Origin of the sequence: Congregibacter variabilis (assembly GCF_045689235.1) — a bacterium.
Classification (GTDB): Bacteria; Pseudomonadota; Gammaproteobacteria; order Pseudomonadales; family Halieaceae; genus Congregibacter; species Congregibacter variabilis.
Genome location: NZ_CP136864.1, coordinates 1,990,689 through 2,003,821, shown reverse-complemented (window position 1 = coordinate 2,003,821; position 13,133 = coordinate 1,990,689). Strand labels below are relative to the sequence as shown.

Sequence of the window (13,133 nt, the reverse complement as noted above, 5' to 3'; positions counted from 1 at the left end):
AGGAGTCACAGCGCACAGGAACCCTGCGAGCGGGACGCCAAAAAGCGTCATCCATGACAGGCTCGGCACGCGCCATCCATGGCGCGTGACGCCCGCTCACAGCGCACCTGCCCACTCTGCCTCCTGCGTCGACGCTTAGGCGTAGGTATATGTACGAACATAAAAGACCAGTTAAGGAGAGTTAGAGATGCGCGCATTACTGTGTACCGAATATGGAATGGCTGACAAGTTGCAGCTTGCCACCGATCATCCAGAGCCCACGGCCGAGGCTGGACAGGTCGTTATCGATATCAAGGCAGCGGGTCTTAACTTCCCAGACGTGCTGATTATTCAGGGTAAGTACCAGTTTCAACCCGATATGCCGTTCTCTCCCGGTGGAGAGTGCGCGGGCGTCGTGCTTTCGGTTGGTGAGGGCGTCGATCGTTACAAGGTCGGTGACAAGGTGATTGCGATGACCGGTAGCGGTTGCTTCCGTGATCAGATCGCCGTGGATCAGCATGCTGTAATGCCCATGCCCGAAGGACTGGATTTTAAGCAGGCTGCGGGCGTTGCCATGACGTATTTTACCTCCTACCACGCGCTGAAGCAGCGTGCGGACCTTAAGGAAGGAGAGACTCTTCTGGTTCTGGGTGCCGCCGGAGGAGTAGGCTCCACCGCAGTTGAGCTGGGCAAGCTAATGGGTGCCAAAGTTATTGCTGCGGCAAGCTCAGAAGAGAAGCTCGCTATGTGCCGGGAGTTGGGTGCCCACGAGACGATTAATTACAGCGAGCAGGACCTTAAGCAGACGGTAAAAGAATTGACCGGCGGCAAGGGTGTGGACGTTGTCTATGACCCCGTGGGCGGCGACTACGCAGAACCTGCGCTGCGCGGTATGGCGTGGAATGGTCGCTATCTGGTCATTGGATTTGCGAGCGGGCCCATACCCGAGATCCCCTTGAATCTCGCACTGCTCAAGGGGTGTTCGATCGTTGGAGTATTCTGGGGGCGTTTTATTGCCGAAGAGCCTGCCGTGCACCTGCAGAATATCAAAGAGCTCTGGAGTCTGTTTGCCGAAGGTAAGCTCAAGCCTGCTATCAACGATGTCTTCGCTTTGGAAGACTACCAAAAAGCCTATGATGTTATGACTGGGCGCTTAGCCCGAGGTAAGGTCATCCTGACCATGGAGTAAGCGCGTCATGCAGCCATTTACTTTTAAAACTGTTGCGAGCGTAGTGAGTGGCAATGGCGAGGCTCTGAATCTCGCCGCGCATTGCGAAAACCTTGGCGTGCAAAACGTACTGCTCGTTACCGATCCGGGTCTGGTGTCCATTGGGCTTATAGGTCCGGTACAGGATGCCTTGGGCTCGGCGGGTGTGTCAGTGACGCTTTTTGCCAAAGTCAGCGAGGATCCACCGGAAGCGGTTGTGCTCGCAGCGGCGGCTGCAGGAAAGGCTGCCGGTGCTGATGGTGTAGTAGCCGTAGGCGGTGGTAGCTCCATGGATGTGGCAAAGGTTGCGGCGGCGCTGTTGTGTAGCGATCAGCCGCTTGCTGATATGTACGGCGTAGAACAAGTCTCGGGGGGGCGGTTGCCTCTTATCCTGGTTCCCACCACCGCGGGAACCGGATCCGAAGTTACGCCGGTAGCGGTTATTACCACCGGTGAAACGACCAAGGCTGGTGTGAGCTCAGCAGTTTTGCTACCCGACATCGCTGTTCTTGACGCCGATCTTACCTTGGGCCTTCCACCGAAAATTACCGCGATGACCGGCGTTGATGCCATGGTGCACGCCATCGAGGCCTACACGTCCAAGATCAAGAAGAACCCCGTATCTGACAATCTGGCACGCAGCGCACTTAGCTTATTGTCTCGAAACATTCGTACCGCTGTTCACGATGGGCGCCAGCGTGATGCCCGGGGAGCGATGCTCCTGGGTGCTATGCAGGCCGGCCAGGCTTTTGCCAACGCGCCGGTCGCCGCGGTGCACGCGCTTGCCTACCCTTTGGGTGGGCATTACCACATTCCCCATGGCCTCAGTAACTCGCTGGTTCTTCCGGCGGTGCTTCGATTTAACTTGCCCGAGGCGGCGGGTCTTTATGCCGAGCTTGCAGAGCTGGTGGTGGGGGCGCCCGTGGAGGGCAGCGAGGAGGCCAGGGCTGAAGCATTGATTGCGGCACTTGAGACGGTGATTGCTGACTTGTCTTTGCCCGCAACGCTCAGTGATGCGGGTGTCCGAGAAAATAGTCTGGAGACATTGGCCCAGGATGCGATGCTGCAAACGCGGCTACTTGTGAATAATCCCCGAGATGTAGGCTACGACGATGCGCTTGGTATCTATCGCTCTGCATTTCGCGGGTCGCTATAGTGGGACACGAACATGTCTAAAGCAGAAGCTCCATCGCGCCAGGACTATCCGTGGTTTACAGTGATCACCACACGCTGGTCGGACAATGACATTTATGGGCACGTTAACAATGTTATCTATTACAGCTACTTCGATTCCGTAGCCAATCGTTATCTCATTGACGAGGGTGGCCTGAATATTCATGACGGCGATACCGTGGGGCTGGTGGTGAATTCGGGTTGTGATTACTACACCCCGGTGGCGTATCCCGAGGTTTTGCAGGGTGCGCTGCGTGTCGACCGTCTTGGAAACAGCTCTGTGCAGTACGGTATTGGTATTTTTCGCGAAGGTGCTGATCTGGCCTGCGCCAATGGCACGTTCACCCACGTCTTTGTTGATAGAGCTAGCAGTCGGCCGGTGCCGATTCCCCCAAAGATGCGAGAGGCCCTCGCTGCGATAGCCGCTTCGAGCTAGCGTTTTGAGGTGCCATACAAGAAGGCGATGGTGCCGGCGAATACCAGCGTAGAGAACAGCGCCGGGCCAAAGGGCGCTAGCGGATACAGCAACCCTCCGATGATCGGCCCACTGACAAAACCCACCGCAGGGCAGGCCGAAATGACTCCCGCCGCGCCGCCTTGTTCCTGTGAGCTGACGGCGATGGAAGCACCGGCGGTGATCGCTGGCATGGACAAGCCCAGACCAGTGCCCAGTAAGGCCATGCCGGATGCCAGCATCGTGAAGTTAGCAAAGCCAGCGATCAGCAATGACCCTAGCGCCATACAGCCCAAACCGGTTCGCACAAAGATGTGCGGTGGCAGCTTCAGGCGCTGCATGGCCGTCACCTGCACAATGAAGGTAAATACCGCCGAGACCATCAACGCTGCGCCCGTGTACTGAGCTGTTTCCACGCCGGTCAGTGATAGTTGATCCTGTAGCTGAAACCCCAGAGTTTGCTGAATCGCTGAGAAGCCGGTGAACAAGGCGATAGCCGTGAGGGCATATCGCCGAATACGAACGTCCAAAAAGCGCATGCGTCGCGGGCGGTCATGGCTGTGTCGTTGTGGTGCCGGGATGCTCGGTAGCGCCCGCCACACCAATATGGCAGCCGCAGCCGCCAAAGCGCCGGCAAAGTACAGCGGCGCCAGGAGTCCCAGCGTTGCCAGCGCACCACTCACGGCGGGCCCAAGAATCATGCCCAGACTGTTTGCGGTCCCCAGCTTTGCCATGGCCGCCGTGCGTTCGGCGGTACTCGTGCTGTCTGCGGCGTAGGCTGTGGTCGATGGACTGGTGGCTGACATGACCACTGACTGGCTGCAGCGTACAACGAGCGCTACCGCGTAGAGCGATAGTCCGGACAGTACCCCGGTGAGTCCTGCCATAAACACCGATGTAAACAACAGCGTGCCTACCGTATAGCCAATAAGGCCAATGAGAATGACTGGCTTGCGACCCACTTTGTCAGACAGTCTTCCCCAATAAGGAGAGGCCACGGCAAACACCAGTGCAGAGAGCGCAATAATTGAGGTGATCTGAACTTCAGCAAGATCAACCTCGCGACCCAGCGGCGCCAGGATGGCAAAGACCAAAGATTGGCCGATGCCAGTTGCCATGAGTGCCGCAATCAGCACCAGCAACTGCCTACGCGTGAGCGTTTCGGTCATGGGGTGCCCGCGACGCTATTTGTCACGTCGCTGGGAAAGAATCGCGCGTAAGCCGTGGGAAACAGCCTCACAATCCAGTCGATAAATCGTGCATCGCTGCCGATAAGAAGCCGCTTTTGGCCTTTCTTTGCTGAGCGCAGAATGCGCCTTGCCGCTTCATCGGCGCTGGTTCGCACATGCGGTGCAAACATCTCCTGTTGCGACTCGGCGGTCGCGTTGGGATCCATATTGCGCGCACGCCGGGCAATATTGGTATCTACACCTCCGGGGTGCACGCAGCACAGCTTTATGGGGCTGTTTGCAAGATCCAGTTCCTGGCGCAGGGACTCGCTGTATCCACGCACTGCGAACTTGGCCGCGTTGTAAGCGGACTGATTGGGGACTGCTATGAGCCCGAACACGGATGAAATGTTCACAAGATGGCTTTGCGCCGATGCTGCCAGGGCGGGAACAAAAGCATCACAGCCGTGCACCACGCCCCAAAAGTTGATGTTCATCAGCCAATGAAAGTCCTCTAGAGTCGTTTGCTGTGCAGAGGCCATTAAATCAACGCCCGCGTTGTTAACCACGAGATGGAGTTCTTTCGTTGTTTGGCTGACAACGGCCGCCCAACGGTTCATCGCATCGGCGTCTGCGACGTCAACTATGCTGCCCGTGGAGGAGGCATCGGTGTTAGACAGGCTCGCTATGGTGGCGCTAAGGCCATGGTCATCAATGTCCGAAAGGTAAAGATGGCAGCCAGCAGCGTTAAGCTGTTGCGCGAGCGCCCGACCAATACCGGAGCCAGCACCCGTAATTACGGCATGCTTGTTAGCGAAATAGTTCATTTGAGGGGTCCGTGCGACTAAGTGGCTATGATAGGCGCAGTGAGCTCAGCGGGCACTTAGTTTGTGGATAATCTATATGGACACAAAACAGGTGATTTCGTACACTGTGCCACCACGACTGGACTGCAAGTCCGGCGTGCCCTTTGACCACACATAATTCTGAGCTGCCGGCATTAACGTACATTGACAAGCCAAGAAAAGCGAGATGAGAGCCACTCATCTCGCTTTTTTTTGAGCGTGTGAGCACCGTGCCAGCGCCCCTGGAGGAACGATTGACCCGTCCTGCAATTCTGGTTCTCGAAGACGGTAGCGTCTTTCACGGAATATCCATCGGCGCTACTGCTACCTCCGTTGGCGAGGTCGTGTTCAATACGGCTATGACTGGTTATCAGGAAATCCTTACGGACCCTTCCTACGCTCGTCAGATTGTCACGCTGACCTATCCACACATTGGTAATACAGGCACCAATGCCGAGGACGAGGAGTCGTCGCAAATCTGGGCCTCGGGCTTGGTGATACGTGACCTTCCCCTGCTGGCGAGCAATTTTCGTAACACCCAGGCGCTGGATGATTATCTTCGAGAGCGCGGCGTGGTGGGTATTGCCCAGATTGATACGCGGAGGCTGACCCGGGTGCTGCGTGACAAAGGTGCCCAAAATGGCTGCCTCATGGCCACCGATAGTCCTGATACTGACGTCGCTCTGGCTATGGCCCGGGAGTTTGCGGGACTCAAAGGCATGGATCTGGCAAAGGAAGTTTCCACATCCGAAAGTTACGCCTGGACCGCCGGAACCTGGCAGCTGGGAGAGGGCTTTACGGACCCCGCGGCCGAAGACATGCCCTGGCATGTCGTGGCCTACGATTTTGGGGTTAAGCGCAATATTCTTCGCATGCTCGCTGATCGCGGCTGCCGTCTCACGGTTGTGCCGGCACAGACGCCCGCCAGCGAGGTATTGGCCTTGAACCCCGACGGTGTCTTCCTTTCCAACGGCCCGGGAGACCCCGAGCCCTGCGATTACGCCATCGCAGCAATTACTGAATTGCTGGAGACCGGCATACCCTTATTTGGTATTTGCCTGGGGCATCAATTGCTGGCGCTTGCCAGCGGTGCCAAGACCCTCAAAATGAAATTCGGCCATCACGGTGCCAATCATCCGGTGCAGGATCTGCGCGATGGTCGGGTGATGATTACCAGCCAAAACCACGGATTTGCCGTCAATGACGAGGCACTACCAGATTGTTTGAGCGTGACCCATCGTTCGCTGTTTGACGGCACGCTGCAGGGTATTGAGCGCACGGATAAGCCGGCTTTCAGTTTTCAGGGGCACCCCGAGGCTAGTCCCGGACCTCACGAGCCCAGTGTGCTCTTCGATCATTTCATCAGCCTGATCCAGCAACAGGCAGGATAAGCACATGCCAAAGCGCACAGACATTAAAAGTATTCTCATCATTGGCGCCGGCCCCATTGTGATCGGTCAGGCTTGTGAGTTTGACTACTCGGGAGCGCAGGCTTGTAAGGCGCTGCGAGAAGAAGGGTATCGAGTGATCCTGGTGAACTCGAATCCAGCGACGATCATGACCGACCCCTCAATGGCCGATGCAACCTACATAGAGCCCATTGAATGGCGCACTGTTGCGCGAATTATCGAAGTCGAAAAGCCTGATGCCTTACTACCCACCATGGGTGGCCAGACAGCACTCAACTGCGCTTTGGATCTGGCGCGCGAGGGCGTGCTTGAGGCCAACGGCGTTGAAATGATCGGCGCGACCAAAGAAGCCATTGATATGGCCGAAGATCGCGAACTGTTTGACAAGGCCATGAAGCGGATTGGGCTTGAGACGCCCCGGGCCTCTTTTGCACGCTCCATGGACGAGGCGCATGCGGTGCTGGAAAAGCTGGGCTTTCCTTGCATTATTCGACCGTCGTTCACCATGGGTGGATCGGGTGGTGGTATCGCCTACAACCGCGAAGAATTTGAAGAAATTTGCCTGCGAGGCCTGGATCTCTCGCCGACCTCTGAGCTGCTGATCGACGAGTCGCTTATTGGCTGGAAAGAGTATGAGATGGAGGTGGTTCGTGATCGAAAGGACAATTGCATCATCATTTGCGCCATCGAAAACTTCGATGCCATGGGTGTACATACGGGTGACTCGATCACGGTGGCACCGGCTCAGACGCTCACGGACAAGGAATATCAGATCATGCGTAACGCCTCTTTGGCGGTGCTGCGTGAGATAGGCGTGGAAACTGGCGGCTCCAACGTACAGTTTGGCGTCTGCCCCAACACCGGTCGTATGGTGGTGATTGAGATGAACCCCCGGGTGTCGCGATCCTCGGCGCTGGCTTCCAAGGCTACGGGTTTCCCCATCGCCAAGGTCGCGGCCAAGCTGGCTATTGGCTACACCCTGGATGAACTCAAGAATGACATTACCGGTGGAGCAACGCCTGCCTCCTTTGAGCCTGCCATAGACTACGTAGTCACAAAAATACCGCGCTTTGCCTTTGAGAAATTCAACGCGGCGGACGCTCGCCTGACCACGCAGATGAAGTCCGTCGGTGAGGTCATGGCTATCGGTCGCAACTTCCAGGAGTCGCTTCAGAAAGCTTTGCGCGGCCTTGAGGTCGGTGCATCGGGACTGGAATCCCGCCTGGGCCCGGATGATACCGAGCCCAGCGATGAACTGATCAGCGAGCTGATTAATCCCGGGGCTGATCGTATTTGGCATATAGCCGATGCTTTCCGTCTGGGTATGACCGTGGATGAGGTTTATCGACACTCGGGTGTGGACCCCTGGTATCTGGTTCAGATGGAAGACATTGTTCGCGACGAAGCGGCGATTACCGCCGGCACCCTGAATGATTTGACGAAAGAGCGGCTCTATCGCCTCAAGCGCAAGGGCTTTGCGGACCGACGGCTGGCGGCGTTGTTGGGCGTGAGCGAGACCTCGGTGCGAGAGCATCGCCAGGGGCTGGATATTCGACCAGTCTACAAGCGCGTGGATACCTGCGCGGCGGAGTTCGCCTCCAGTACTGCCTACATGTATTCAACCTACGATGAAGAGTGCGAGGCAGAGCCTACGGACCGTCCCAAGATTCTGGTGATCGGTGGCGGGCCAAACCGTATCGGCCAGGGCATTGAATTTGACTACTGCTGTGTTCACGCAGTGCTGGCGATGCGCGAGGATGGTTACGAAACCATCATGGTCAACTGTAATCCCGAGACGGTCTCCACGGATTACGATACCTCGGACCGGCTGTACTTTGAGCCTGTGACCCTGGAGGACGTGCTCGAGATTGTTGCCAAGGAGCAGCCCGAGGGTGTGATCGTGCAGTTTGGCGGCCAGACACCGTTGAAGTTGGCGCGTGCCTTAGAGGCCGCAGGGGTGCCTATTATCGGCACGACACCGGATGCCATTGATCGGGCTGAGGATCGAGAGCGCTTTCAGCATCTCATTCAGGATCTTGGGCTGCTGCAGCCGGCGAATACGACGGTACGCAGCGTTGAACAGGCTATCGAAGCGGCCCGGACTATCGGTTATCCCCTGGTCGTACGCCCCTCCTATGTACTGGGCGGTCGCGCCATGGAGATTGTGTATCGCGAAGAAGACCTGCTGCGCTATATGCGCGAAGCCGTGTCAGTGAGTGATGAGTCTCCGGTGCTTCTGGACAGCTTTTTGAGTGCGGCCATAGAGGTCGATATCGATGCGGTGTCAGATGGTGAGCAGGTCGTTATCGGCGCCATCATGCAGCACATCGAGCAAGCGGGCGTGCATTCGGGAGATTCGGCCTGCTCATTGCCGCCCTATAGCCTGCCGGCGGACGTGCAGGACCAGATGCGCGAGCAGGTCAGACAGATGGCGCTGGCGCTGGGTGTGAAAGGCTTGATGAACGTGCAGCTGGCCTGGCAGGACGAAAAAATCTATGTCATTGAGGTGAACCCTCGAGCGTCGCGCACGGTGCCCTTTGTGTCCAAGTGCATTGGCACCTCGCTGGCGAAAATCGCAGCGCGCTGTATGGCTGGGGTAAGCCTGGTGGATCAGGGTTTCACTGCAGAGATTGTTCCCGACTTCTTTAGCGTGAAAGAAGCGGTCATGCCGTTTAACAAGTTTCCGGGCGTGGATCCCATTCTCGGACCGGAGATGAAATCTACGGGTGAGGTTATGGGTACCGGTGATAGCTTTGCGGATGCTTTTGCCAAGGCCCAGCTTGCCGCCGGCGATCCTCCTCCGCGCAGCGGCACCCTGCTCATCAGTGTCAGGGATGTCGACAAACCGGGTGCGGTAGTCTTTGCACGGCAGATGGTCGATCTCGGCTTTAAGCTTGCGGCTACCGGAGGTACCGCAGATGCGCTGGAGCTTGCGGGTCTTGAGGTTCGCCGGGTGAAAAAAGTTCTCGAAGGGCGACCGCATATCGTCGATATGATCAAGAACGACGAAGCAGACATTATTATTAACACCACCGAAGGACGCCGGGCGATTGCCGATTCGGCACCCATTCGCGCCAGTGCAGAAGCACACCGGGTGTTTTACACAACAACTCTTGCTGCGGCCGAAGCTATATGCCTGACCCTGCAGCGAGAAGGGGATAAGACGGTGCGCCGTCTTCAGGATCTCCACAGGAGCATGCATTAATGAGTAAGGTGCCGATGACGGCGCAGGGCGAGCAGGCCTTGCGCGCAGAACTTGATCAGCTGAAGAAGGTCGATCGCCCGCGGATTGTGCAGGCAATTGCCGAGGCTCGAGAACATGGCGACCTCAAGGAGAACGCCGAGTATCACGCCGCCCGGGAGCAGCAAAGCTTCGCCGAGGGGCGGATTATGGATATCGAAGGCAAGCTCTCCCATGCCCAGGTCATTGATGTGACTGCTATTCCCTGCACGGGCAAGGTCATTTTTGGGGTTACGGTAGATCTGATTAATGTGGAGAACGACGACGTGGTGACCTACCGCATCGTTGGTGATGATGAGGCCGACGCCAAGCTGAATTTGATATCTGTGAATTCACCCATCGCACGCGCTTTGATTGGCAAAGAAGAGGGAGATGTGGTGGTGGTGCGTGCTCCCGGTGGTGATCGGGAATACGAAATTGATCAGGTGCGCCACCTGTAGCAGCGCACTGCGTTTGCGGCTGTCTTGTTTAAGCGAGCACTCGCAGCAAATTAGATTTTTTAGGGTCTGGTTGGGCGCTGTGTCGCAGTAACAGAGCTGTGTTGCCAATGCGTTGAACCAGCTCGGCTTTGCTGTCCTTAAGTAACTGCGCAAGTACCTCGTCGCGTGCCTCACGACTGCCCACCGCAAATTTCACCTTGATGAGTTCGTGGTCATTGAGTGCGCGGTCAAGCTCCTGTTGTACCGACTCACTGAGTCCGTTTCCGGCGATGGTTACTACCGGGTTAAGTTTGTGGCCTATGGCACGGAGTTGGCGGGTGTTGGTTTTGCGGGTCATGCTAGGGTAAACCGAAGAAGTCAGCGGGGCGCGGAGTCTACACTACAGTTCCGGTGGGACCCAAATCGCGCGTACGCCATAGACAGAGAGTTTGAGAATAGGCCATGGTTAAAAAACGGTCCAGTAGTAAAGCATGGTTGCGAGAGCACCGGGAGGACCCCTACGTGCAGCAGGCGCAGCGGGACGGGTATCGGTCCCGCGCCTGTTACAAACTGCTGGAGCTGCAGGAGCGTGAAAGGCTGATTCGTCCCGGTATGACCGTTTTAGACCTGGGCAGCGCCCCCGGAGGCTGGTCTCAGGTAGCGGCCGGTCTTGTAGGAGACCGGGGGCAGGTGATCGCGTCTGACATACTGCCGATGGATAGTATAGCGGGGGTCGACTTCGTTGAAGGAGATTTCACGGAGAACGCGGTATTTGAGCGTATTTTGGCGGAGTTGGGCGGAAAACCAGTGGACCTTGTAATTTCTGATATGGCCCCCAACATGAGTGGAGTGAGTGCGGTTGATCAGCCAAAGTCCATCTATTTGGTGGAGCTCGCTCTGGATATGGCCTGCCGTGTTCTGGCACCCGGTGGCGTTTTTGTGACCAAGGTGTTTCAGGGTGAGGGTTTTGATGAGCTGTTCAAAGCGACTCGTGAGCAGTTTGACAAGGTTTTGACGCGCAAGCCGACGGCATCCAGGCCGCGCTCCCGAGAGGTATATCTGGTGGCGCGGGGTCGTCTGGCAAACCCTGGTGATAGTTAGTCAGTGGTTACGGCGGCCCAGACAGGCGTTTGTGTCGTAAAAACAGCTATACTGGTAGACCGGCGGTAATAGGGCGAGGTCGCCCGGCGGCGCGCAGAAGTGCTCCGGCAGTCGACGATTAGATGTCGGTAATTTTTGCAGGTTCAGCGGCCCTTCAAAACGCCGCAGCAACGAGGTAACAATTTTGAACGATATGGCCAAAAATCTGCTTTTGTGGTTGGTAATAGCTGCAGTACTGCTGTCGATTTTTAACAACTTCAGCATGCAGACCCCCACAGAGCGGGTGGTGTACTCCGAGTTTATTCAGGAGATTCAGCGTGACCAGATTCGCAAGGTCACCATTGACGGCCTGACCATTGCGGGCGAGCGTTTTGATGGGTCCTATTTCGAAACGACGCGACCCATGGTTGAAGATCCCAAGCTTATCGACGACCTGCTTACACACCAGGTAGAGGTCGAAGGGCGGGAGCCAGAGCAGCAAAGCGTGTGGACGCAGCTGCTGGTGGCGAGTTTCCCCATACTCATCATCATCGCGGTGTTTATGTTCTTTATGCGCCAGATGCAGGGCGGTGCGGGTGGCCGTGGTGGCCCGATGAGTTTCGGTAAGAGTAAGGCGAAGCTGCTGGGCGAGGATCAGATCACCACGACCTTTGCGGATGTCGCCGGCGTTGATGAAGCGAAGGAAGACGTTAAGGAGCTGGTTGAATTTCTGCGCGATCCCGGCAAGTTTCAAAAATTAGGTGGGCGGATCCCCCGCGGTGTGTTGATGGTGGGGCAGCCAGGTACCGGTAAGACGCTGCTTGCCAAGGCTATCGCCGGCGAGGCTAAAGTGCCCTTCTTTTCCATCTCGGGCTCTGACTTTGTGGAGATGTTTGTCGGTGTGGGCGCGTCGCGGGTGCGCGATATGTTTGACCAGGCCAAGAAGCAGGCTCCCTGTATTATTTTCATCGACGAGATCGATGCAGTGGGTCGTCACCGGGGCGCCGGTATGGGTGGCGGGAACGATGAGCGCGAGCAAACGCTTAACCAGCTGCTGGTGGAGATGGACGGTTTCGAGGTGAACGATGGCGTTATTGTGATCGCGGCAACCAACCGTCCCGATGTACTTGATCCTGCGCTGCTGCGCCCCGGCCGCTTTGATCGGCAGGTGGTTGTAGGTCTGCCTGATATTCGCGGCCGCGAACAAATTCTAAAGGTGCACATGCGCAAAGTGCCGCTCGCAGAAGATGTCGAGGCATCAAAAATTGCGCGAGGTACGCCGGGTTTCTCGGGTGCTGACCTTGCAAACCTCGTCAATGAGGCAGCGCTTTTTGCGGCGCGGACCGGAATTCGCACGGTAGGCATGACGCAGTTTGAACTTGCCAAGGACAAAATCATGATGGGCGCTGAGCGCAAGTCGATGGTTATGTCCGAAGACGAGAAGCGCAATACTGCCTACCACGAAGCGGGACACGCGATTGTCGGGCGTATCATTCCTGAGCACGACCCCGTCTATAAAGTAAGCATTATTCCCCGGGGGCGCGCCCTTGGCGTCACGATGTTCCTGCCTGAAGAAGATCGTTACTCGCACAGTCGCAGGCACATCATCGGGCAAATTTGTAGCTTGTTTGGCGGTCGCATAGCCGAAGAAATGACCCTGGGCCCGGACGGTATTACCACGGGCGCATCCAATGATATCCAGCGCGCTACCGAGATCGCCAGAAATATGGTCACCAAGTGGGGCCTGTCCGAAAAAATGGGGCCATTGCTTTACGACGAGGGCGGTGACGAGATGTTCCTGGGGCGCGGTGGAGCCTCCGGAAGCAAGGGAATGTCCGATGAGACGGCGAAGCAAATTGATGCTGAAGTACGTCGGATCATTGACGAGTGCTATCGCAAGGCCCAGGACATTCTGGAAGAGCACGTCGATAAACTGCACGTGATGTCTGACGCCTTGATGCACTACGAGACAATCGATGCCGATCAAATCGACGACATTATGGAAGGCCGTACGCCACGCGAGCCAGCGGATTGGTCTAACAACGATGGCGACAGCGGTTCGGGTTCGTCCTCCGTTGCCGGGTCGGATACGGCTGATCGCAGTGGTCCCATTGGCGGTCCCGCGGGCGAGCACTAAAACTCGACATAGTTCGACGC

Annotated in this window: 11 protein-coding genes; 8 read left to right on the top strand and 3 right to left on the bottom strand. The window is 56.8% G+C overall.

Annotated features, from left to right (window positions below; genetic code table 11):
* Positions 1-187: 187 nt before the first annotated feature.
* The 3 genes from R0135_RS08820 to R0135_RS08810 are packed head-to-tail and all read left to right on the top strand — an operon-like array spanning position 188 to position 2,795.
* Positions 188-1,168 carry an NADPH:quinone oxidoreductase family protein gene (locus R0135_RS08820; RefSeq protein ID WP_407346445.1) on the top strand — a complete coding sequence of 327 codons (981 nt, stop codon included), beginning with the start codon at positions 188-190 and terminating at the stop codon, positions 1,166-1,168.
* Between the two features lie 7 nt (positions 1,169-1,175).
* Positions 1,176-2,342, top strand: a complete 1,167-nt coding sequence (locus tag R0135_RS08815; protein WP_407346444.1) for an iron-containing alcohol dehydrogenase — start codon at positions 1,176-1,178, stop codon at positions 2,340-2,342.
* A 12-nt stretch (positions 2,343-2,354) separates the two neighbouring features.
* The gene (locus tag R0135_RS08810) at positions 2,355-2,795 is read left to right on the top strand and encodes an acyl-CoA thioesterase (RefSeq protein ID WP_407346443.1); all 441 of its coding nucleotides are present in this window, start codon (positions 2,355-2,357) and stop codon (positions 2,793-2,795) included.
* Here R0135_RS08810 and R0135_RS08805 read toward each other — a convergent pair.
* Together R0135_RS08805 and R0135_RS08800 are read right to left on the bottom strand one after the other, a co-directional pair.
* Positions 2,792-3,982: an MFS transporter gene (locus R0135_RS08805; RefSeq protein ID WP_407346442.1), complete on the bottom strand. Its 1,191-nt coding sequence runs from the start codon at positions 3,980-3,982 to the stop codon at positions 2,792-2,794. The genes R0135_RS08810 and R0135_RS08805 overlap by 4 nt on opposite strands.
* Positions 3,979-4,809: an SDR family NAD(P)-dependent oxidoreductase gene (locus R0135_RS08800; protein ID WP_407346441.1), complete on the bottom strand. Its 831-nt coding sequence runs from the start codon at positions 4,807-4,809 to the stop codon at positions 3,979-3,981. Before R0135_RS08800 ends, R0135_RS08805 begins: the two co-directional genes overlap by 4 nt.
* A gap of 272 nt (positions 4,810-5,081) precedes the next feature.
* Here R0135_RS08800 and carA point away from each other — a divergent pair, with 272 nt between their 5' ends.
* From carA to greA, 3 genes are read left to right on the top strand one after another with little or no spacing between them, the layout of a single operon-like run.
* The gene (carA, locus tag R0135_RS08795; RefSeq protein WP_407346440.1) at positions 5,082-6,218 is read left to right on the top strand and encodes a glutamine-hydrolyzing carbamoyl-phosphate synthase small subunit; all 1,137 of its coding nucleotides are present in this window, start codon (positions 5,082-5,084) and stop codon (positions 6,216-6,218) included.
* Positions 6,219-6,222: 4 nt separating this feature from the next.
* A complete protein-coding gene (carB, locus tag R0135_RS08790) occupies positions 6,223-9,441 on the top strand; it encodes a carbamoyl-phosphate synthase large subunit (protein WP_407346439.1) in 3,219 nt (1,072 codons plus the stop codon).
* On the top strand, positions 9,441-9,917 hold the full coding sequence (greA, locus tag R0135_RS08785; protein WP_407346438.1) for a transcription elongation factor GreA: 477 nt from the start codon (positions 9,441-9,443) through the stop codon (positions 9,915-9,917). Before carB ends, greA begins: the two co-directional genes overlap by 1 nt.
* Positions 9,918-9,945: 28 nt before the next feature.
* Here greA and R0135_RS08780 read toward each other — a convergent pair whose 3' ends face one another.
* Positions 9,946-10,254: a YhbY family RNA-binding protein gene (locus tag R0135_RS08780; protein WP_407346437.1), complete on the bottom strand. Its 309-nt coding sequence runs from the start codon at positions 10,252-10,254 to the stop codon at positions 9,946-9,948.
* Between the two features lie 104 nt (positions 10,255-10,358).
* Between R0135_RS08780 and rlmE the strand changes: the two genes are divergently transcribed.
* Together rlmE and ftsH are read left to right on the top strand one after the other, a co-directional pair.
* Positions 10,359-10,997 (top strand): 23S rRNA (uridine(2552)-2'-O)-methyltransferase RlmE, encoded by a 639-nt coding sequence (rlmE, locus tag R0135_RS08775; protein ID WP_407346436.1) that lies wholly within the window; start codon positions 10,359-10,361, stop codon positions 10,995-10,997.
* Positions 10,998-11,190: 193 nt separating this feature from the next.
* On the top strand, positions 11,191-13,113 hold the full coding sequence (gene ftsH / locus R0135_RS08770) for an ATP-dependent zinc metalloprotease FtsH (RefSeq protein ID WP_407349896.1): 1,923 nt from the start codon (positions 11,191-11,193) through the stop codon (positions 13,111-13,113).
* Positions 13,114-13,133: the final 20 nt, after the last annotated feature.

What these genes read in the sequence shown, in the direction of transcription:
- R0135_RS08820 (WP_407346445.1), top strand. Translation starts at nt 188, where the DNA reads ATGCGCGCATTACTGTGTACCGAATATGGAATGGCTGACAAGTTGCAG.
- greA (WP_407346438.1), top strand. Translation starts at nt 9,441, where the DNA reads ATGAGTAAGGTGCCGATGACGGCGCAGGGCGAGCAGGCCTTGCGCGCA.
- R0135_RS08800 (WP_407346441.1), bottom strand. Translation starts at nt 4,809, where the DNA reads ATGAACTATTTCGCTAACAAGCATGCCGTAATTACGGGTGCTGGCTCC.
- carB (WP_407346439.1), top strand. Translation starts at nt 6,223, where the DNA reads ATGCCAAAGCGCACAGACATTAAAAGTATTCTCATCATTGGCGCCGGC.
- R0135_RS08780 (WP_407346437.1), bottom strand. Translation starts at nt 10,254, where the DNA reads ATGACCCGCAAAACCAACACCCGCCAACTCCGTGCCATAGGCCACAAA.
- R0135_RS08810 (WP_407346443.1), top strand. Translation starts at nt 2,355, where the DNA reads ATGTCTAAAGCAGAAGCTCCATCGCGCCAGGACTATCCGTGGTTTACA.
- ftsH (WP_407349896.1), top strand. Translation starts at nt 11,191, where the DNA reads ATGGCCAAAAATCTGCTTTTGTGGTTGGTAATAGCTGCAGTACTGCTG.
- R0135_RS08815 (WP_407346444.1), top strand. Translation starts at nt 1,176, where the DNA reads ATGCAGCCATTTACTTTTAAAACTGTTGCGAGCGTAGTGAGTGGCAAT.
- rlmE (WP_407346436.1), top strand. Translation starts at nt 10,359, where the DNA reads ATGGTTAAAAAACGGTCCAGTAGTAAAGCATGGTTGCGAGAGCACCGG.
- R0135_RS08805 (WP_407346442.1), bottom strand. Translation starts at nt 3,982, where the DNA reads ATGACCGAAACGCTCACGCGTAGGCAGTTGCTGGTGCTGATTGCGGCA.